The sequence below is a fragment of the Pararhizobium sp. DWP1-1-3 genome (assembly GCF_049896125.1).
Lineage (GTDB): Bacteria > Pseudomonadota > Alphaproteobacteria > Rhizobiales > Rhizobiaceae > Pararhizobium.
Genome location: NZ_JAFCTR010000002.1, coordinates 24,019 through 45,884 on the forward strand (window position 1 = coordinate 24,019; position 21,866 = coordinate 45,884).

A 21,866-nucleotide genomic window follows, 5' to 3' on the forward strand; every position below is an offset into this window, starting at 1 on the left:
ACCTATGCCCGGAAGGGTAGCTTCGCTTTCATCGACGTCCACGCTTGTACGGCCTTTTTCCCGGCCGACCGCGTTTTCAAGGGCTCTGAGCTTAGAACGCTCAATAGCTCCGTCAACTCGACCTCGACAGCGAGCGGGTGAACCTTCGCCACATCCATGGCGGCGAGGCACGCGCGCGCCTGCGTTGGCTGAGAGAGGGCTGGACACACCGCTTCAAGATCGTATGCAACCTCTCCCAAGGAAACGATGTCATCCGCAAACCGCGCGTCAATCCAGTTTCCAATTTCGGGAAATGTGTCGGGGACTTGCTCGCGCTTCTCTTGGAGCATTCCGATCTTCGACCTGACCGCAGTGATGACCACCTGTCGGAAACGTTCGGTAGATGCGTCGAGATCGGCGAGCCATTCAGAAGACAGGAGGCGGGTTGCCTGCTCCCGCGACCACCCTGCCCCAGCCAAAGCGCTAACGCCACCAACGCCACCCAATACAAGAGCGCCCGCAGGCCCGAATGCCAGGAGACCAAGGGCCTTCCCCGATAGAGCGCCGACTGCCGAAAGCCCACCTTTGATACTGGCATCCATCACAACGGAGAACGGAAGGTCGGACAATGGCATCCGGCCCCGCCAAACACGATGGAGGTTGCGCGCAGAGGAAACAGCCATTGCGAAGTACGGCACGTTCAAGTCGTCGAGAGCCTCGCCCGCCTCCATAGACGTGCTCATGATCAGATCAGCAATCTCGCGATCGAACCCATCTACGTAGAACACCAGCTTCGCCCAGGCCGCTCCGCTGTTGACTACTGACTCCGCTAATTCGGAGTTCGCATATACGGGCATATCTGGGTACTTCGCGAAGTGCTCTCGCAACCCGTCGAGGCTCTGCAGGCACTTCACCTGGAACGGCAACCCGTCCACCAGTAAGTCGAACCCCGCATTGTTGGATGTCTCGGGAAAACTGACGAGGTAGCCCATCTCAGCGAGACGGGCGGCCACCAACTGCTCGGACACATATCCGCGAAGGTTATTCCCCGCTCCAGCGGCAGCGGTAGCGGTCATCGATCCCACCTTGTCGGCGAATGCCCCGAACAGGAAGATGTCCCCGATGTCTTCGGATCGGGAGAAGTCCGCTGCGGCGACAACCATGGGGTCGATCGATACGGCGTTGTAGACGATGTCTCCAGCCGTCAGACCAGCAACAGCAGCGGCCTCCGCCGCATCTCCCCGGCTCCTCGATAGTACTCCTTCGAGCAGCGCACCATAACGGTCGGAAACAAGCGTAGAGACTTTGAGGTCGCCAGGGGCATTCGGTAACCCCGCATCCATCGCTTCGGTGACCTTAGCGATACGCGACAATGTATCAACCTTGATGTTCACTTGGAGCGACGTGAAATCAGCTTCAGTAGCGGCCCTGAAATCATTGAGGGTGACTGCCAAACCTTCTCGTTCGGCTGACAGGCCTCGCAATGCCAGCTGGACCGCCACGATGGCCGCTAGCTTTGCGGCTTGCCCACCGTTCACGTGGCGGTTTGCGAGATAACCAATTCCAACAATGACCGGAATGCTGAACAGAGGGTTCGCCAACATAAAAAGCGTCGACACGACCGCAGGTCCACTCATGAACGGAATGAAGGCCGCGGCCTGGGCGGCTAGAATGTATGCGCTGAAGCCTGCCAAGTTAACGCCGACCCCAATGGAGAAGGCCGTCGTACCAGTCGCAAGGACGGCCAATGCGGTCCTGTCTCCGGCCGTCAAAGCATTGCGCATCGCGTCGTCGCGGAGTTCCGGCGGCAGACTTCGGATAAGATCACGGATACGTTCGCCAACAGCGCTCCGGAGTTGTTCGGACATCTCCCCTGAAGCAGCCGCTTCGGCCACCGCCTTGGTAACAAGTTGCGCCTGCTCGGCGACGAGGAAGGCGAAGTCATGATGCTGACGGCCCTTGATAGACTTTACAGTCCGCAAAACTTTCTGAAAAGCAGTCTTCTGGATGTCATCCGCATCGTCTGCGACAGGCATGGCCATGATGGCGGCCGCTTTGAAGGCCACGCCCGCGCCCACCGAATTGGCTCTTCTTGTAGACAGGGGTAGCAATGCATCGACGTCGAGAGCCTCGGCCATTCTCACCCAGAGGCGAATTCGCAGTGCGCGTTCCGACGCCTCGGACACGGCCAAGGCATCCGCGGCTTCCTTCAAACGGCGGGCAAAGGCAGTCGTCTCGGTACTCCGACCATCCTTCTGGAAACGCGACAAGATATCGCTGACCCGGCCCATGGACATCGAGAGCAAGGTCGTCGCTTCAAAGCTAGCAATGAGGTTGCAGAGTTCGCGGCGGTTAAGCGCCCCCAGGCCCGCAAGTATCGTCCATGGCGGTACGTACAAATCTTCCCCCATCAAGCACCCAAGCCTTCATGCCGGAACGGCTCGATGCATGTCGAATGTTTTCCGAGGCTTGGGTCACGGCCTGAGCCTGAGTTCGGTTTTCCTCGAATACAAGGCTCGTTCTTGCACTAGCATCATATCAAACGACCTGTGCGGCGAACCGACCTTCATCCATGCGATGAATGAGCCCACAGGACACAGAAAGGGCCAACATCGTAAATAATCGATCCGGCGTCGGGACGAAATGTCCGGTCGCCCGCTTTCGTACCCTCATCCAGCCAGCTCCCTCGAGACCGATCCGCAACCGCTGCTTTCCGTCTCCACCTCGTACGGCCGACCAATGAACGTGTTGCCCTATTACCCAAGCCTCAATGATTTCAGCCCACATGGATGCGCGGGGTCTTTCCGAGATCGCTTGCAGCCGTTTCGACATAAGGTCCAATGGCAATCGGTCCGGCCGCCCGTCTATGACCCTCCGCAAGGCCTGAGGAATTTCGATTTGCGAGAGGGTATCGTTGACGGCTTTGACGACCGCCAGACTACGGGCCGCGAGGCCCGGAACACGGGTGATGTCTCTCCGTTGCGCCTCTCGTAGAGCATCCATCAAGTCGACCACGGCTGTCCCGGCTTTAGCCGCGCTTGAGGGCCAGCCCAGTTCATGCCCCGACAGCTCTATCGACCTAAGATAGTCGCCGACCGTTCCAGCTTTTGCATAGGCATCGTCGAGGCTGACGGCAGCCTCGTCAGCTCGCCCGACCAACTCCTCAGTAGGGACGGGACGCGATAGCCCGCCTTCGCTATCCTCTGAAAGAAGGCGCTCTGTCCATAGCAGCATCGCCTCCGTCGCGAGCCTCTGAAGCTGACGAGCCTGAAGATACGCCAGCATGATTGCTGAATGAGTGATGTCCTCAAACTCACCTTCGAGGCTCGCGGGCAGCCTGTTCGCGACGAAACGCCTGCGAATTTCATCCTGTGTCGACGGCCCCATCTCCTTTAGGACCCCGATCAGATAATCGATGGTCCCCTTGCGGCGACGCATTGCAGGTGATGCGAGTTCGGCTGAGCCAATCGAGTGAAACATCATGCGAAAGACCTCCCGCTCCACGTCCGACGGGTCTTCGACGGAAAGCTCCGTTGCGAAATCCGCCATCTCGGAAGCGCTGACCGAAGGCGGCGTGACGGCGAGCAAATGCGGCGGCAACACCGTCTGCACGCGCGCCTCGAAATCCATGACGGCCGGCATAACCTGATCCGTCACCACGCCCTCTTCGAGGCTAAGATAGCGCAGGGCCTTGATGGAGGGACCGTATTCGGTCGGGGCCATAATGTTGGTACGGGTCCGCTTATATTTCTCCCACACCTCGCCCTCGAAATGAAAAGCCTGGCCTTCGGGCGTTCGCGCGATGGTCCGTTTCAGCGCGACGGCTCCCCGGAACGGCCGGCCGTCAAGAAGATGCGACCAGGCATAGTAGGCCTCGTATCTCTCCATGAGGTCACTGATGACCTTAGGATCATCGACACCCTCCGCTGCGGCTTGACTGGAAGCCTTCCACGCCGCCCAAGCTACGAAGGTATAGTATCGCACGTGCTGGGTAACATTATTGATCCCGGGGGCGACGTTATCCATGAGGTCGAGGTTGATTTGCCTCAGGCCAATGGGATCGACACCGCTTTCGTCGACCACCAGATCGGAAACGACCCGAACGCCAGCCGCTCCGTCGAAAATCCTGTCTATATCGGCAAGTTTCATCGCTCGCTCCTAAAGGGATACATCTATGACGACACGGCCGCATGTGAAGTTTTCACACGTCGCGATCCTGTTGCGTCTGAACTTTGTTGCCTTGACCCCTGGGAAGCGGAAGCCGCATCGCGGACAACCCGGCTTGTCTCCGGACTTTATTTCCGACCAGACGATACGGTTATCCCGCCCTTGTCTTGCCGAATACCTAGCGATCGTAGCCGACTCATCAGATGTCGCGCCCGCCGGAGCAACGTACGGCCCGCCCCTGGTGGCCAAGGCCTTCCGGAGATCGTTCATTCTGTTCCAGGAGGTCTTGGTTCCGAGGATCGCCCACCAGATTTCCGTCCATTGGGCCTGAGTTGTCCCCGGTGCGATAGCTTCCTCATTGAGCCGTCCGGCGACGGGTTCGCCCAACACGGCGAACTCTTCGGGGACCTCTCCTCCGTTCCACGCCTGAAGGAAAGCGTGCATATCCTGGCTCTTGGTTGGATCGCCAATAGCGAGTTTGGCAACCGTCACGGCCACGCATTCGTCCAGCCCGGAAAGATCGACATCGATAGGCCTCGAACCTGCGGCCGTCTGCAGCCATTTGACTAGCAATCGAGGAACCAGTTCCTCACCGAGAGAACTGCGTGGAGCGATTTTCGCGATCATGTCGAAGATGAGGAACAAACCGGGAGCGCGAGCTGGACCAGGCGCTACCCGCGTGACCTCCTCGAACAGGCGGTTGAAGGCCAACTCCATGACATGTGGTTTCACCCGTTTCGGCCGCTCGCCGTTGTTCGCGTCCTTGCCGGCCCCACGCTCTCGCTTCTCAGGCTCGGTCGAAGGAGAGACATCGTCCTCGTCGGCATCATCTCCGCTGTCATCGTTGGCGGTGGGAAGAGTTGTGGCGAGCATGCGAACAAGAGCGTCGATCAGTTCGTCACCGCTACTGACGACACCCGATCCCCTGTTGCCTCCCTCGGACAGCAACAATGCGTCGCCGCTACCGAACGCGCGACTGATATTCAGGCCAGCCGACTGTTCGCGGTCAGACCGGCCGCCGCCAGTGCGCTCCGCCGCGTCGATAAATGCGCGTGGGTCTTTCGACACGTAATCTATGATCGCGGTGAGGTCGCGGAGGGTTTCAAGACCCGCGATCATCCGCCCAAGCGATCTTGCTATGGGACCGCGTTTGTTCATCGCGTCGATGAAGCCACGAAGGATGAGCCATCCGCGAATCTCCGCTGTCTCTCGAGACAGGATGACCTGAACCGATGAGGCTACCCTGATCGGGTCGAACGACGGAGGCGGCCTGAACGCGAAATTCCCGTTATCATCGACGACTACGTCTGGCCCTGCCTCCCTGCGTGCGCCCCATGCCAACGCGACGGTCCAGGTTCCGGAGTATTCCTGGCCTCCCATGAAGCGTCCCCGGATCACGCCGCTGTCGTAGTCCACGGAAAGCGAGGCGCGTTCTTCCTCCTGCGGTGCTTCTTCCCCTGTGGTCTCACATCTTTGCGCGCTGGCAGGAATCCAGCCGAACAACGGGTCGCGGTCATGGATGCGAGCGACGACAGCCTCGACGTTCGCCCTCCCTAGCGCCTGAACCGTCGCGTTGGCGCTCCCGCTCACGATCAGGCGGCCACGACGGCAGTCGATGTCGAACACCTTCGAGTGCAGGGATCGACTATCGTTGAATTCGTCGCACGATACGGGGCGGGCTTTCAAACCGGCGGCCGATGCTGCCGCGAAGTCGAAGACCGACGGCGCTCGCGGCGGAACGGCGACACGGACGTTCTGGCATCCTATGGCTTCAGCGAGAACCGCGACCCCGTTGTGAGCCGAGAAGAAGGGAGAAACGACCGTAAGCTCTTCAGCGCCACCCAGTTCCTCAACGAGCGTCGCAATCTGCGAAGTCAGCGGACCAGCCATAGTGTGCAACAGACGGCCTGTCCCGGCACCTGCTACGAGTGAAGCTTTTCGAGCCAGCGATACGTAACTATGCAGGTCAGGTGATCGAAGGCATTCGAGAAACCCGTTAGGCCGAGCCTCCCGCTGAATTGCCTCGATCAAGTCGGCGAGACCTGAAAAACACGAGGAGTCCCGCCCAGGCCGAAGAACCTCCAGGACCTCGTTGTTATAACCCCAGCCGCCAAATGTCAGGTTTCCGGAGCCAACGGTGGCTCTAACCTCGCCGTCCTTGTCAGCGAACAGCCCGATTTTCGGATGAAAGACCCCCGTTGCGCACTTCACGGCGACCAGGTCGTAATCCCGACCGATGCCCACCGCTCCCACATCCGCCAGCGACGAGCGATATCCCGCGACATCGGTGACCACGGTGAAATTGCGATAGCTCTTGCTGACGGCTGCCAGCGGAATGGCTTCCAGGAAAGAGAGGCTCAAAGAATACGTGGTGAAGAAAACCGACGACCAGGCGTGCGATGCCAATAGGTCGCGTGGCGAAAATGAATGCTCTGACAATGCTCCCCCGATTCCCAAAACTTGCTTCGACTGGTCGTATACAACTTCTTGTCGAAGTCGGGAAGTCTATGCGCGTATGTGCATCGTGTTGGTGATGATCGTATACCGCCGCGCGACATTCTGGGTGGTGGCGTTGTGAAGCCTACGGCATCGAGCTGATTTCAAGGACCATAGCCTCTGGCTGATTTCCAAGTGTGCGTTCGATTTTCACTCTGGCCCCCTTCCCGGGCAAATCAGCGCTTGGCTTGTCGGGGTTGCAAGAGGTACGTCACAGAGAAATTTCGGTGGAGACGACGGGATTGTCCCTCAGAGGCGGAATGAATGGCATTTCGTCTATGGTTGCAATTGCATTTGCCCCTCGATACGAATCTAAATCGGCCATTTCCGAAAATTATTCAGTCATTTGCGAGTTCCCATGGATATATTCAGTCTCGATACACAACTAATCCAGCGCTACTCGCTTTTTGCTCGTTCCTTCTCGGAAATACGCGCCAGCGAATTGAAAGCGCAGATTGACAGCGCTTATGGGTCTGGACGTTTTTGGCCAGAACCCTTGATTACCATCAACCCTCGTTTTGAACGTGGCAAATCCATCCAAGAACTCTGCAACGCCGGAGTTCTGGATCAAGATATCTCAAAGGTCTTTGCGACCGGCCCCCAAAGAGTGCCCATGAACCTCCATAGGCATCAGGAGCGGTCGATCGTTAAAGCAAAGGAAAACGAAAGCTACATCGTCACGACAGGAACGGGTTCGGGAAAGTCGCTCTGCTTCTTCCTCCCAGTCATCGATCGTATCATTCGAGCAAAGCGCGCCGGTGAGGCACCGCGCACGCGGGCCATCATCATCTATCCCATGAATGCCCTGGCAAATAGCCAACTTGAGGAGCTTGACAAATTCATTCAGGACGCTGGCTTAGATGACAGCCTGAAGCCCACATATCGCCGATATACTGGTCAAGAAAGCGATGCCGAACGCCGGTCAATTGCTTCGTCCAAACCAGATATAATCCTGACCAACTTTATGATGCTTGAGTTGCTGATGACGCGTCAGGACGACCTAGATCGAGCAGTGATCGACAACGCGCGCGGCCTTGAATTCTTGATACTGGACGAGTTGCACACGTACCGCGGACGCCAAGGTGCGGATGTCGCTATGCTCGTCCGACGAGTTAAAGACAGGCTATGCGCTACAAAATCTCCGCTCTGCATCGGCACATCTGCGACGATGTCGAGTGCTGAGAACGACGAAGATAAGGCAAAGGCCGTCGCCCACGTCGGCAGCAAGCTATTTGGTCAAACGGTCAAGACAACCTCAATCATCGACGAGCAGCTGGAACGCGCAACGCACCCATCGATAAAAACCGCGACGCTCGGCGAAAACCTGAGGAAGTCCGTCCACGGTGAACTTCCTCCAACCCTCACAGATGCCGAACTTAGCATGCATCCACTTGCATGCTGGATTGAACTTGAGATCGGCCTCGACGACGGCGAAAAATTAAGAAGACGCAAGCCCACTACTTTGACGGAGGCTTCTAGCAAGCTTGCGAAGTTGACCTCCTTGAGTGTCCAGCAATGTGGAGCTGCCATTGTCGCAATGCTGCAAATCATGGGGACGCGCGAGGATGCACGTGGCGGCACCAGCGATCGCGCGTTTTTGGCATTTAAATTGCATCGGTTCGTTTCCGGTGCAGGCAAAGCGTTCGCAACGCTTGAGCCGACAAACTCTCGGCGGGTGGTGATGGATGCACAAATATTCCATCCAGATGACGAAAAGGCCCGTCTTTACCCATTATACTTCTGCCGTGAGTGCGGACAGGAACACCATAGCGCGAAAATCGAGGAGACCGACGAGGGGCGGCGGATGCTCGCACGCCCCATCGATGAACCTGTCAGCGATGACGATACTGTCGACGGCGCTATAACCGGGTTCTTAGTCCCGGCGGTCAACGATGATTTCGCTTTTTCGGGTGATGTTGGCGACTACCCTGAAGACTGGTTGGAGAGCAAGCCAGGTGACCGCATCCAACTCAAAAGCTCGCATCGAAAAAGGCATGAGGGCGTCCTGTACCATGTACGAACTGATGGTTCTTTCGGCGAGGATGGCGTTCCTGCATGGTTCTTCCGCGGCAAATATAGATTCTGCCCACACTGCAAACACCAACCGTCACCTCAAGCCCGCGATATCAACAAGCTCGCTGGGCTTTCTGGCGAAGGTCGAAGTTCCGCAACAACTCTAATCGTATCAACATTGCTCGCGTTGATGGAGGCCGAGGGATCGCTCGACCAGCACACTAGGAAGCTTCTCGGGTTTACCGACAACCGTCAAGATGCTGCTCTTCAGGCAGGCCATTTTAACGATTTCATCTTCGTCATGCTTTTGCGTGGGGCGATTCTCAAGGCAACCCGCGACAACGATGCAAAAGGCCTCAGAGATTCTAAATTCGGCGATGAAGTCCGAAAAGCGCTTGGGTTTGATCTCGAAATCCAAGATCGATTGCATGAATGGATGGCTGACCCCAAATCGAAAGGGCTGCCAAAACGCCAAGAGGCAGAGGAGACATTGACCGGGCTGTTGGCGCACAGGGTGTGGACCGACCTTCGAAAAGGCTGGCGGTTTACAAATCCGAACCTGGAGGAAAGTGGCTTGATTGAGGTCCGGTTCATCGGGCTCGATGAACTGGTAGCAGACAACGAAGAATTTTCCGGTAATCCACGGCTCGCCAGCCTGTCTCCATCGGAAAGAAAAACTCTTTACGCTTCGCTGTTTGATTACATGCGTAAAGGGCTTGCGATTGCCACGGAAGCGCTCGATCGCACAAAAATACTCCAGGTCGCTCAGGACACGCGGAGCCGACTTCGAGACCCGTGGCTTATTGATCAGAACGAAGAAGCCGAGTTGCGATCGGCATCCATTTTCATGCTCGAGCCACCTGAGAGGGAACTGACACAGGCCCGGGATGAGATAGGTATAATACGAGGTGGGTGGCGGACCCAGCTTGGTAAAGCGCTAAGAAACAAGGACATTTGGGGCGAGTTGCTACCGAACAGCGAGTATCAAGAAGTTGTGGAGTGTATGCTGAAGGCCGCAGAGGCCCATCAAATGGTACGGCGCGTATCGGCTCACGGGTACGATAAACCCGCCTGGCGTCTAGCATCCAATGCCCTACGAATTTTCCCGGCGGACCAAAGGACCGATGGCAAAAGGCCAAATCCCTATTTTCGTCAGATGTACGAACGCGTCAGCGACTTGCTTGGCCAGACAGGTGAGTTGCCCTACTCGTTCGAAGCGCGCGAACATACGGCCCAAGTTGAGCAAAAAGTCCGTGCCTGGCGGGAGGATCGCTTCCGCTACGGCAAAAATGACCAACAGAGACTCGAGCAGAACAAGGAAGATATGCGGCTGGAGGGAGAGCCTGCGGGCTTTCTTCCGGTTATGTTTTGTTCGCCTACGATGGAGCTGGGCGTCGACATCAGCGCGCTCAATACGGTCTACATGCGCAATGCCCCACCTACGCCGGCAAACTACGCGCAACGGGCGGGTCGTGCCGGTCGGAGTGGCCAAGCGGCCCTTGTTGTCACCTATTGCGCGGCACAATCGCCGCATGACCAATATTATTTCGAAAACAGGGTAGGATTAGTCTCCGGGATAGTAAAACCCCCTGCGCTTGATCTCGGAAATCGTGACCTGCTTCGAAGCCACATGCATGCCGAGTGGTTGGCCGCAGCCCTGGTGCCTTTGAATCCTGCAATTCCGGGCAATTTGGACATGGGTGCCAAAGGGCTCCCGGTTGAACAAGAAATCTTAGACGCGTTCGCACTGGTCAGATCGAAATGCCTAGCAAAGCCGATCATAAAACGCCTGCTCGAAACTACTGCCAAGGTCATTGATCACGCAGAAGCGCCGTGGCTGAATGACATCGATGCATTCATTGAGGAGATCGACCGAGAAGCAGCCCCTCGCTTCATTCAGAGTTTTAAGCGCTGGCGAGACCTATACAGCGGTGCCCAAATTGAACAAAAAGAAAGCAACGAAATCCAGCAAAAAACAAGCTTTCGCCCCGGCGAGCGGAAGGAAGCGGCACGACGCTATTATCGGGCCACAGAAGAACTCGACCTTCTGGAGCGCGGAACGAACTCTTCAAGTTCGGATTTCTATACCTATCGCTATCTAGCCACAGAAGGCTTCCTGCCCGGCTATAATTTTCCGCGCCTGCCCCTCTACGCCTTCATACCGGGAGCGAAACGGGTATCGGTCCTGCAAAGACCGCGCTTCCTGGCCATTGCAGAGTTTGGGCCGAACAGCCTTATCTACCATGAAGGTCGCGCGTTCAGAGTTACGAAGGCAAAGCTGCCGGCAGCCGGGCGCGTCATGGGAGAAGGAAAGCTTGCGACATCAGTCCTACTGATCTGCGATGCGTGCGGGGCGGCGCATACAAATCCCAATACCGAACGCTGCCACGCTTGTTCGGCATCGCTTGCTGGAACAACGCGCATCAACGAGGTCTATCGGATCGACAACGTCGAAACCACGCCCTCGTTGCGCATCACAGCCAATGACGAAGACAGACAACGCCGCGGCTTCGACATCCAGACTGTTTTCGAGTGGACAGGGGACAACGGCAGCATCGATGTTCGGCAAGCCGTTGCTCGAAACAATGGCGAGCTCATTGTGACCCTCGATTTCGGCAACCGTGCCAAGCTGTCCCGCGTCAACAAGGGTTTGCGTCGCCGTAAGGAAAAATCGATCCTTGGCTTCATGATCGATCCTTCAAACGGCCGATGGGTGGCGGATGAGAGTGACGACGACAATGGCGATGTCACTTGCGATGCCGCTAGCGCACGGCCGCAGCGTATTGTTCCTATCGTTGAAGACTACAAGAATGCTCTTTTGCTGAGGCCTCACGCATCCTTCAATGACGAACAAATGGCAACTCTTCAACACGCCCTTGCGCGTGGCATCCAGGTTTCCTCGGAACTGGAAGAGGGTGAGCTGTTGGGGGAGCCACTTCCGTCGCGGGAACATCGCAATGTCATCCTTCTCTATGAAGCGACTGAAGGAGGTGCTGGCGTATTGAATCGTTTGGTCGCCGACAGATCAAAAGTCGCTAAGGTTGCCCGCGAAGCCTTGGATATCATGCACTACGAGTTTGACGAAGCGACAGGTACCGCCAAGGCGAAGGATAACGCCTGCGTGGCGGGATGTTATCGTTGCCTGCTCTCTTATTTCAATCAAATGGATCACGAACTCATCGATCGTCGTGACCCTGCAGTCGTCTCCTTCCTGTGTGAACTAGCCCAATCCAGCGTCGAAGACGCTTACGCGAAGCCTTTATCAAGCGCCAATGACACCTGGTTGGCTTCTATTCAAGCTTGGGGCTTGCCCGCTCCTCAGTCCCGCAAGATCGGCGGCTTTGTCTGCAATCTGGTCTGGCCATCGGATATGGTGGTGGCGACCGAAGGCAGCGCGAGTGCCGAACTGCGGGCCGTCTGCGATGCTCACGGCTACGATCTGGTGGAACTGCCGGCAAACCCTCCGCCAACGATGCCAGACGACCTCGCCAGATACTTTGGGAGCAAACCATGAATGTCCGCTACGCACCAGGCGATCTTGTCGAAGCTCGTGGCCGGGAATGGGTTGTTCTACCCTCACCAGACGACGGTATCCTCAATGTCCGGCCGCTTCTCGGTTCGGAAGAGGACACCCAGCGACTGATCCTTGCATTGGAACGCGCGCCTGTAAAGCCGGCAACCTTCGCATTGCCCGAGGTGGATCGCATCGACACACAGGACGGGGCTCGGTTGTTGGCGGACGCTCTGCGCCTGTCATTACGCCGCGGGGCCGGCCCCTTCCGCAGCGCTGCTCATCTGGGCGTCGAGCCACGCGCATACCAGTTGGTGCCGCTGATGATGGCGCTGAAGCTGTCCGTCATCCGGATGCTGATTGCTGATGACGTCGGCATTGGCAAGACGATCGAAGCCGGGCTCATTGTCCGTGAAATGCTCGACCGAGGTACGATCGATCGCTTTTCTGTTATTTGCCCGCCTCATCTGGTGGATCAGTGGGTCTCCGAACTTGCCGAAAAGTTCGATATCGACGCGGTCGCCGTGACATCTGCGCGCGCGCGCAGCCTGGAACGTGGCCTTCCCGCGTCCCAAAGTCTGTTCGAGGCGTATCCCTTCACGGTGGTCAGTCTGGACTACATCAAGGCCGACGGCCGCCGTGACGACTTCGCGCGCGCCTGCCCCAACATGATCATCGTTGACGAAGCGCATACCTGCGTCGGCGGCGAAAAAGGCCGGCACCAGCGCTATGAGCTCCTTCAACGCCTTGCGGGCGATGAAACAAGGCAGATGCTGCTCCTGACAGCGACGCCGCATAGCGGCGATGAGGATGCGTTTGACCGTCTGCTGAGCCTGCTCGACAGGGATTTCGCCCATCGTCCGCCTGCCCATGATGCAAATGCTCAGGAGCGCTTCCGCCGCCGCCTCGTCCAGCATTATGTTCAGCGCCGCCGCCCAGACATTGTGGATGGTGGATGGAACGAGAAGCGCGCTTTCGCCCAACACATGAAGACCGATGTGGCCTATATGCTGGTCGGTGATTTTGCCGACTTCCAGGAAAAGGTCCTGGATTACTGCTTGGCTGTCACCAACCGCGCAGGCGAAGACCAGAGCCGACGCCGCCTCGCCTTCTGGGGCACCCTCGCACTGATGCGTTGCGTGGGATCGTCACCAGCTGCGGCTAGAAGCGCGCTGCGCAATCGCCTGTCAGGTATGTCCGACGCTGAGGCCATTGCGCCTGTGATTTTCGATGAGATCGACGGCCTGGCAGATGACAGCGATGTAGAACCCGGCACGCCCAACAGCGAGGATGAAGAAGTCAGGGCACTCAAGGAACTGATCACTCTTGCCGAAATCCTTGACAGCAAGCGGGATCGCGACCCCAAGATCGGCCATCTCAAGAAGGTGATGAAGACGATCCTTGAGAGCGATGCCAAGCCGGTCGTTTTCTGCCGCTTCATTGCCACGGCCGAAGCTGTAGGCGAGGAACTACGCAAAGCATTCCCTACTCACAATGTCGAAGTCATCACTGGCGTGCTGCCGCCAGAAGAGCGACGCGCCCGCATCGATCGGATGGATGAAAAGGACAAGCGCATCCTTGTTGCCACGGACTGCCTGTCCGAAGGCATCAACCTGCAATCCCTGTTCAGCGCGGTCGTCCATTACGATCTGTCCTGGAACCCGACCCGCCACCAACAGCGCGAAGGGAGGGTGGATCGCTATGGCCAACGCGCCAAGCAGGTCATGTCGATCACCATGTTCGGCGAAAACAGCGCTATCGACGGCGCGGTTCTCCAGGTCATCATCCGCAAAGCCGAGGCCATCCAGAAGGCCACCGGAATTGCCGTTCCGATGCCCGAAGACAATGATGGCGTCACCTCAGCCCTGATGCAGGCGTTGTTGTTGCGCTCGACAACAAAACGCGCCCAGCTCGCGTTTGACTTTGGCGCGTCGTCCGCCCGTTTTGAGGCCAAGTGGCGCGATGCCGAGGAGAACGCCAAGACCAGCCGTGCCCGATATGCCCAGGGTGCCTTAAAGCCGGAAGAGGTCATTCCGGAATGGTCGAAAATGCGGGCCTTGAATGGCGGGCCGCAAGAGGTCGCCCGCTTTGCCGACCGTGCGCTCAAGCGCCTCAACGCCCCGCTCGATCGCACCGGCAAGGTTCCGACCGTTCACTTCCACGCCTTGCCCGAGCGGCTGAAGGAGCGGCTCGAACTGCGCGGAATCAAGGGAACGCGACGGGTGGCCTTTGACGATGATCCCGCGCCAAACACCATGTATGTCGGTCGCGCCCACCCGCTAATCGCGGGTCTTGCCGAGGGCATGACCGAGGGCGCGCTCGATCCGCGCGCATCATCCTTCGATCCCCTGGGCCGAACGGGCGCGTGGCGCACGAACGCCGTCAAAGAGATGACCACCCTGCTAGTGCTGCGCCTGCGCTTTAAGCTCATCACCAGCGGCAAGATCAACAAGCTGATGCTGGCGGAAGAGGCCACGGGGATCGCGTTTACCGGAACCGGCGCTGGGGCGACAATGACTGGCGCAGAGGCGCTAGCGCTGTTGGAACAAGAAGCCTCCGGCAATCTCGAAACCATGGCAATCACCCGCCAGGTCACCCGCGCCCTGGAACGCTACACGAATTACCACGATGCCATTGCCGCCTTTGCCGAGGCACGTGCTGCCGTTTTGTCGGAAGACCATCTCCGGCTGACGGAAGCGGCACGCGGCGGTGCCACGGTCGAGGTTCAGGCCGTCATGCCCGCCGACGTCATCGGTCTCTACATACTATTGCCGGAGAATGCGTAATGTCGCGCCATAATCGTCGGAGCGCCGATATCGGCCTGTCCGCAATCACCATTGAGGGCGGCCTGATTGCACCGGCACAGATTACGCTGATCGCCGCAACCACGCCCGATTTCAAGGCCGCCCAGGATTACGGTTGCCCCAAGGGCACCAATCTGCGTGACGAGATCACCCGCTATTTCCGCATCGCCCAGGCGCATTGGCAAGGTTATGCCCGCATCGAGCGGCCGAACAGCGTGCAGACCTCTCTGTTCGTCAAGGCGATGCTGGAGGACGCTTTTGGCTTTGGAGCCTTGACCGGACCCCATCGCCATCATCTCGAAGACCACGACTATCGCATCACCTTCGAAGGCCGCGGTGGCCGCGTACCCATCGTCGTGGCAGCGCCGCTGGCCGATGTCGATGCCTTCACCAGATCGCTTCCGGAACTGGGCGACAATGATGGTGGTACCATCGCCCGGCGTTCACCGGTGGTCCTGTTGCAGGACTGGCTGAATGCCAATGACAAGGCGCGATGGGGTCTGTGCTTTGCCGGCGACCGGTTGCGGCTGATGCGGGACAATGCCTCGATCACCCGCCAGGCCTTTATCGAGGCCGATCTTGGCGCGATTTTCCGCGATGAGATGTTCGCTGATTTCACCGCACTCTGGCTGATGATTCACGCATCGCGGTTTGGTTCGGAGAGCGCCGCCGATAGTGATTGCCCACTTGAGCGTTGGCGCGCAGCGGGGCAGCAGGCCGGCACCGCCGCCCGCGATAGATTGCGCGTCAATGTCGAAGATGCGCTCATGGCGCTTGGCCAGGGATTTCTCGACGCCAATCCTGAGTTCAGGGCACGGTTGGATAGCAATTCGCTCGCGATGAATATCTGGTTCGAGCAATTACTTCGCATCGTCTACCGTATGATCTTCATGGCGGTGGCGGAGGATCGCGACCTTTTGCATGGCCGTAACGTCTCGCCGCAGGCCCGCGCGCTTTATAGTGAAGCCTATGGTTTCGACTATCTGCGCGAACGCGCCGGCCGGCGGGCTGCCCACGACCATCACCACGATGCCTGGGAAGGCATGAAGATCACCTTTGCCGCGATGGAAAATGGCGAGCGCCAGCTCGCGCTGCCTGCCCTCGGCGGCCTGTTTTCCTCCGATCTAACTGCCGACATCAACGATCTGACGCTACCAAACAAGGCGCTCCTCACTGCCGTCTTCCGCCTGAGTTTCCTGATTGACAATGGCCAGCGGGTCCGTATCAATTGGCGCGATATGGCGACCGAGGAGCTTGGTTCTGTCTACGAAAGCCTGCTCGAACTGGTGCCGATCCGCGAGGACCAGGGCCGCAAATTCGCCTTTGCTGGTGGGGTGGAAACCAAGGGCAATTCGCGAAAAGTTTCCGGCTCCTATTACACGCCCGACAGTCTCGTACAGGCGCTGCTCGACACTACGCTCAATCCGGTGCTCGAGAGGGCCGAAGCCGAAGGTGGCGCAGAGGCCATTCTCAATCTCAGCGTCATCGATCCGGCCTGCGGCTCCGGCCACTTCTTGCTCGGGGCAGCCCGCCGCATGGCCACGCGAGTCGCCCAGCTTCGTGACCCCGATGCCCCAGATTACAATGCCGCCATGCGGGACGTGGTGCGCAATTGCATCCATGGGGTCGATCGCAATCCGATGGCGGTGGAACTGACCAAGGTGGCACTGTGGATCGAAACAGTCGATCCCGGCAAACCGCTCGGCTTTCTCGATGCCAATATCCGCTGTGGCGACAGCCTACTCGGCGTGTTCGATCTCAAGGTGCTGGAAAAGGGCATTCCGGACGGAGCCTACAAAGCGCTGACGGGCGACGACAAGGAAGCGGCCAAGTTGGCCGGCAAGGTCAATAAGCAGCAGCGCGAAACCAAGAATCATGATCTTTTCGCCACTGCTGATGCCGCCGATCTCGCCGCCGCCGCCAAGAAGCTGCATGACATGGCGGAGGACAGCCCGGCGCAGTTGCGGGCCAAGGCCGACGCCTTCGCATCCTTGCGCAAGGGCAAAAGTTGGTGGGCAAAAAAGACCGGCTGCGATCTCTATATCGCGGCCTTCCTGCGCCCCAAACACATCCGCAAATCGGAGATGAAAACCTCCAAGGCGCTCGATCTGGTGCCGACCACGTTGGATGTGCGCAACGCGCTGGCTGGCAACCAGGGAAATCCGCAATTAACGGCGCTGGCGATCGATCTTGCCGGGCTTGCTTATGCCTTTCATTGGCCGCTGGAATTTGCCGATGTGATGGCGGCAGGCGGTTTTGATATCGTCATCGGCAATCCGCCATGGGAACGCATCAAGCTGCAGGAACAGGAGTTCTTCGCGACACGCGACGCTGATATCGCCACCGCTGCGAAGGCCTCAGAACGCACCAAACTAATCAAGGACTTGGAGACAGCAGAACCCGGTTCGCCGCGCCGCGCTCTGTTCGATGAATTCGAAACCGCAAAGCGGGTTGCGGAGGCTTCATCGATCTTCGCCAGGGTTCCCGGCGGGGATGGGGGCCGCTTCGCGTTGACCGGCCGAGGTGACGTTAATACGTACGCGCTGTTTGCGGAAAACTTCTTGTCTCTGGCCCGAAAGAACGGACAGGCCGGCATCATCGTCCCTACCGGAATAGCCACAGACGCTACCACCGCGCCGTTTTTCGGTCATCTGGTTGAAGCCGAGCGATTGGCAAGTTTGATCGATTTCGAGAACAGAGAAGCTCTTTTCGAGGACGTACATCGCAGTTTCAAATTCTGCCTCTTGACCATTGGTAGCAGCGTGAAATCGGCTGAGTTCTCCTTCTTCCTGACTGATCCGAGCCAAATGGAGGATCAAAGGCGGCGGTTCCGGCTCTCGCCGCAGCAGATCGCTAAGATTAATCCGAACACCAAGACAGCACCGGGGTTCCGCTCGCAACGTGATGCCGAACTCACGGCGAAAATCTATGACCGAGTGCCGGTGCTCATCGAAGAGGCCAAGGGACCGGCTGGCAATCCTTGGGATATGGATTATGCGAGTAAGCTTTTTGATATGACCTATGATTCCGGTATTTTTCGCTCCGCGAAAGATTTGGAATCAAAAGGCTACTCTCTCGTCGGGAATAACTGGATCAGCCAAAAACCGCAGGGAGATACCTATGTCCCACTTTGGGAAGCAAAATTCGTAAACTTTTATGATCACCGTTGGATAACTTGCGACGCACAGAATGCGGACGGAAGGGAGCTTTCACACTCAGAAAAATGCAGTACTTCGTTTGAATCTCAACCACGTTTTTGGGTTCCTAAAAAAACCTTAGAGGAACGCCTTGCAAGGCAGTCTTGGCACCAAAATTGGATGATTGGATGCCGTAAAATTGCCAGGGCTACGGACGAACGCACTTTTATCCCCAGCATCTGGCCTGTAGGCGGTGCTGGTAACAGTCTACACGTATTTCTGCCAAAGAATGGTGAAGCCAGACTATTTTCGGCGCTCATTTCCAACATGTCTTCTATGGTCTTTGACTATATAGTCCGCCAAAAAGTTGGTGGAACGAATTTGAATTTCTTTTACATCGCACAGTTTCCGGTTCTGCCTCCGACATTCTACACCGAAGAGAATCTTTCCTTTCTCATTCCAAGGATCGTGGAATTAACATATACGACAGGCTCGCTAACTGGCTTCGCTAGGGATATCGGACACGACGGGCCACCGTTCAATTGGTTCGATGGCCGTCGAGCTGAATTGCGTGCTCAACTCGACGCATTTTACGCGGTCGCCTACGGCTTAACTCGTGAGGAACTGCGGTATATTCTCGATCCCTGCGATGTAATGGGCGACGACTATCCTTCAGAAACTTTCCGCGGACTCAAAAAGAACGAAATCAAGGAATTCGGCGAATATCGCACCCGGCGTCTGGTCTTGGAAGCCTATGACAGTCTGTTGGCCACAATATGATCGACACCAGCCAACGCCTCAGGGATTTACCCGCCACGACGGAATCCAATCTCAAGGATGCAGCCTTCGATCAGGGCTATCGCATCGGACCGGAACTGGCGGCCGGCTGGCTGTTCTTCCGCTCGGCTTCCGCGCCCGGCGAGATCGCGTTTTCGGCGCAGGCTTCGCAAGGGCCTTTCTTTCTCTCCGTTTCGCATGCCGGGACCGCCCGGGAATTGACGACGCGCGGCGTCGAGCCTGCCGCGCCCCCCGCGAAGGGCCATATCGCCGCCTTCGCCTTTGCCGACCTCGAGGCCCTGCATGCGGGTGTCAGCCAGGCTTACCGCCTGTCGCTCAGCCTGCCGACCCTGCCGCTCGAACTATTCCAGGCCGAGCTTGAGCGCCAGGGCATCGACGACACGCTCGGCACAACCGAAGGCCGCGCCGAAATCCGAATCCGCATCGGCCAGCCGATCTTCCGCCAGGCCCTTATCGATTACTGGAACGGTGCCTGCCCTCTGAGCGGCATCACCGACCTCGAACTTCTGCGCGCCTCCCACATCGTCCCTTGGACCCATTGCACCTCCGACGCCCAACGCCTCGACGTCCACAACGGCCTGCTGCTCTCCTCCCTCTGGGACGCCGCCTTCGACACTGGCCTAATCAGCTTCTCCGACGACGGCCACGCCATCGCCTCCCCCCGCCTGTCAGATGTGGCAGCGAAAAAACTCGGGCTTTCCGCGAAGATGCCGCTGATGCTGACGCCGGAGCACCGGGTGAACTTGGCCTGGCATAGGGCACGTATCTGGGCGCAGGATTAGTCGACCCGCAAGCGCCTCACAGAGGGGCCTTCACTGGCGCAAATGGTAGTGTCTTGGATACAGACGGCTTACACCCCTCAAATTTCCGGCCAGAATGCCGCTGGATATCGCGGTCTAACATCCGCACAGCGCACAACTGAACGAGACATTGCCATCGGGGTTGCCCCAATAATCTCCTAACAGACTACCGCAGTTCGCGCAGCATAGGCCACTCTCGATGTATCGCCTCCCTAGATAGACGGTCGTAATGTCACGGCCCAATTCGTTATCGTATTCGGACACGTCGTTGTACGCGCGCTTCAATCCGTTCGAAATGGTGTTGATGACCTTGGTTGGACGCTCGAACATACACCTATTCGAGAACCTAAGGATATTGCCGTACTGAAGGACAATGTAGTTTTGGCGCTCAAGGAAATCCCTCCATCTCGAAGTGTCTGTGTCTTTCGATGCTCCATCCAGCTCGATCATCAGATGGTAGCCCTTGGCCATGTTCTCGATCGCGAAGTCGATCCGTCGTTTTCGTCCAGTATCGTCGACGAACTCGTACTGCGCAGTGACATCGTCGGGACTTAACCCAGGAACCTTGGCAAGAATTAGGTCCACGAACCGCTCTTCGAAATCGGCTGGATGTTTCATCCTGCGCGCGTTAGCAGACTTCCATTCAGCCCAATCATGAATGCCCCGCATGTCGCCTCCTTCTTCATTCATCCGTGATGCACGGCTCTGTTGCTCAAGTGCAGCGGGCAGGTCATGCGTGCGGCCAACTGCTCCCTCAACATAGACGGCTGAGGCTGCCACACGATTACGATTTTCCGGTGTTAGGTAGCTATGCGACAAGTTTGGCAGATTCGTGTGAACCCTAAATTTCCACAACGACCGCCGGCTCGAAACCGATATTTTCTCCGGGATACCCACGCGGATTGGACAGGATACGCGTTTCGCCGATCGTGTAGTCGTTGCGGTGATGCACGTGGCCATGCACCCACAGCGCGGGAGCGGTCTCGCGAATCAGGTCTTCGAGATCAGAAGCATAGCATGCCGAGAGCGGGTCGTGCCGAAACTCGGCAGCAATCGAACGCGGAGACGGCGCATGATGAGTGATAACGACAGTCTTCTGGCCACTGCGTTTGCGGAGTTCGTCAGCGATGAAATCCCTGGTCTCGACATGCTTTCTGTAGGCATGCGTAGGTCTGAATTTGAAATACGGGTTCTTGGATAGCTTGATCTTTTTGAAGTCGTTCATTCCGCTTTGCGCATAGGACATTGCGACCTGTGGATCGCGTCCAAATATCCGGAAATCCGACCACAGCGTCGCGCCTACAAAAAGCACGCCATCGATTTCCACGACATCATTCTCCAAAAAATGAAGATTGGGATAACCAGCCATCTTGGCGTCGCGTAGGTTTTCCTGAACCGAACCGCCATAAAACTCGTGGTTTCCGGCAACGAAGATGACCGGAATCTTGGGTGCCATTTTCTTGGTCAGCCACGCCATGCTTGGAAGTACACCCTTTATCAGTACGTCGCCTGCGCAGACCATGACATCCGCGTCTGATGGTGGCTCAACGTCAAAAGATTCACCGAATTCGAGGTGGAGGTCAGAAACGATCCAGATTTTCATACCCTAGCCAATGCGCTATTTAGATAAAAATGGGAACTCTGGCATATTCCGCCGCGCAAACACCCGTCTCATGTGGAGGGTGACCGGGTCAAAGTGGAAGTACAAGGTGCGCTTGGATTCCTCGACGGAAAGCCACCCCTCGCCCAACCGCCATCGCTTGGAAAAGACGCGATCAACACCAAAACAACTCCAAAACCGCAATGACCGGAGGGCATCGTCGCGCGTCTTCGGTATGGACGCGTGGGGTCTGGGAATTTCAAGCCACTCTTTGATGTCTTGTCCGAAAAGGTCGCCATTTTCCTGATTTCCGCGGCTATATCCTTTGGGACATCGGCCAAGGCTGCTTCGCACGCCTCAACGAACCGGCGGTTTTCGGTGAAATCTATGCCCCACTCATCCACGTAATCACGCCAGAGAATGGTTTCCGCCTGTTCTGTCCACCGACCGCCGAGTATTAATCCCAGACTCTGAAAAACCGGAAACGCCCATGGTTCTAGGTAAGCTGGACCGCTTCCATAGGCGGCGCGTATGTTAGGCCGTAGGAGGCCGGCCGGAGTT

The 21,866-nt window shown here is 57.5% G+C and carries 9 protein-coding genes; 4 read left to right on the forward strand and 5 right to left on the reverse strand.

Features of this window, described 5'->3' with window-relative positions; all coding sequences use genetic code 11:
• Nucleotides 1-2 precede the first annotated feature (2 nt).
• The 3 genes from ACP7BS_RS04635 to ACP7BS_RS04645 all read right to left on the reverse strand — a co-directional run bounded on the left by ACP7BS_RS04635 (nt 3) and on the right by ACP7BS_RS04645 (nt 6,552).
• Nucleotides 3-2,390: a hypothetical protein gene (locus ACP7BS_RS04635; RefSeq protein ID WP_426237432.1), complete on the reverse strand. Its 2,388-nt coding sequence runs from the start codon at nt 2,388-2,390 to the stop codon at nt 3-5.
• A gap of 127 nt (nt 2,391-2,517) precedes the next feature.
• Nucleotides 2,518-4,128 carry a hypothetical protein gene (locus ACP7BS_RS04640; protein WP_426236537.1) on the reverse strand — a complete coding sequence of 537 codons (1,611 nt, stop codon included), beginning with the start codon at nt 4,126-4,128 and terminating at the stop codon, nt 2,518-2,520.
• A gap of 9 nt (nt 4,129-4,137) precedes the next feature.
• Nucleotides 4,138-6,552, reverse strand: a complete 2,415-nt coding sequence (locus ACP7BS_RS04645; RefSeq protein WP_426236539.1) for a hypothetical protein — start codon at nt 6,550-6,552, stop codon at nt 4,138-4,140.
• Nucleotides 6,553-7,000: 448 nt separating this feature from the next.
• Here ACP7BS_RS04645 and ACP7BS_RS04650 point away from each other — a divergent pair, with 448 nt between their 5' ends.
• The 4 genes from ACP7BS_RS04650 to ACP7BS_RS04665 are packed head-to-tail and all read left to right on the forward strand — an operon-like array spanning nt 7,001 to nt 19,687.
• Nucleotides 7,001-12,169, forward strand: coding sequence for a DEAD/DEAH box helicase (locus ACP7BS_RS04650; protein ID WP_426236541.1), 5,169 nt, complete (start codon nt 7,001-7,003; stop codon nt 12,167-12,169).
• The gene (locus ACP7BS_RS04655; protein ID WP_426236543.1) at nt 12,166-14,952 is read left to right on the forward strand and encodes a DEAD/DEAH box helicase; all 2,787 of its coding nucleotides are present in this window, start codon (nt 12,166-12,168) and stop codon (nt 14,950-14,952) included. The genes ACP7BS_RS04650 and ACP7BS_RS04655 overlap by 4 nt, the downstream gene beginning before the upstream one ends.
• Nucleotides 14,952-18,887 (forward strand): Eco57I restriction-modification methylase domain-containing protein, encoded by a 3,936-nt coding sequence (locus ACP7BS_RS04660; RefSeq protein ID WP_426236545.1) that lies wholly within the window; start codon nt 14,952-14,954, stop codon nt 18,885-18,887. The genes ACP7BS_RS04655 and ACP7BS_RS04660 overlap by 1 nt, the downstream gene beginning before the upstream one ends.
• Nucleotides 18,884-19,687, forward strand: coding sequence for an HNH endonuclease (locus tag ACP7BS_RS04665; RefSeq protein WP_426236547.1), 804 nt, complete (start codon nt 18,884-18,886; stop codon nt 19,685-19,687). Before ACP7BS_RS04660 ends, ACP7BS_RS04665 begins: the two co-directional genes overlap by 4 nt.
• 114 nt (nt 19,688-19,801) lie before the next feature.
• Here ACP7BS_RS04665 and ACP7BS_RS04670 read toward each other — a convergent pair whose 3' ends face one another.
• Nucleotides 19,802-20,485, reverse strand: a complete 684-nt coding sequence (locus tag ACP7BS_RS04670; protein ID WP_426236549.1) for a hypothetical protein — start codon at nt 20,483-20,485, stop codon at nt 19,802-19,804.
• 61 nt (nt 20,486-20,546) lie between these two features.
• The gene (locus ACP7BS_RS04675) at nt 20,547-21,308 is read right to left on the reverse strand and encodes a metallophosphoesterase (protein ID WP_426236551.1); all 762 of its coding nucleotides are present in this window, start codon (nt 21,306-21,308) and stop codon (nt 20,547-20,549) included.
• Nucleotides 21,309-21,866: the final 558 nt, after the last annotated feature.

Coding starts and splice junctions, on each gene's coding strand:
- ACP7BS_RS04675 (WP_426236551.1), bottom strand. CDS start 21,308: ATGAAAATCTGGATCGTTTCTGACCTCCACCTCGAATTCGGTGAATCT.
- ACP7BS_RS04665 (WP_426236547.1), top strand. CDS start 18,884: ATGATCGACACCAGCCAACGCCTCAGGGATTTACCCGCCACGACGGAA.
- ACP7BS_RS04660 (WP_426236545.1), top strand. CDS start 14,952: ATGTCGCGCCATAATCGTCGGAGCGCCGATATCGGCCTGTCCGCAATC.
- ACP7BS_RS04635 (WP_426237432.1), bottom strand. CDS start 2,390: ATGGGGGAAGATTTGTACGTACCGCCATGGACGATACTTGCGGGCCTG.
- ACP7BS_RS04655 (WP_426236543.1), top strand. CDS start 12,166: ATGAATGTCCGCTACGCACCAGGCGATCTTGTCGAAGCTCGTGGCCGG.
- ACP7BS_RS04650 (WP_426236541.1), top strand. CDS start 7,001: ATGGATATATTCAGTCTCGATACACAACTAATCCAGCGCTACTCGCTT.
- ACP7BS_RS04640 (WP_426236537.1), bottom strand. CDS start 4,128: ATGAAACTTGCCGATATAGACAGGATTTTCGACGGAGCGGCTGGCGTT.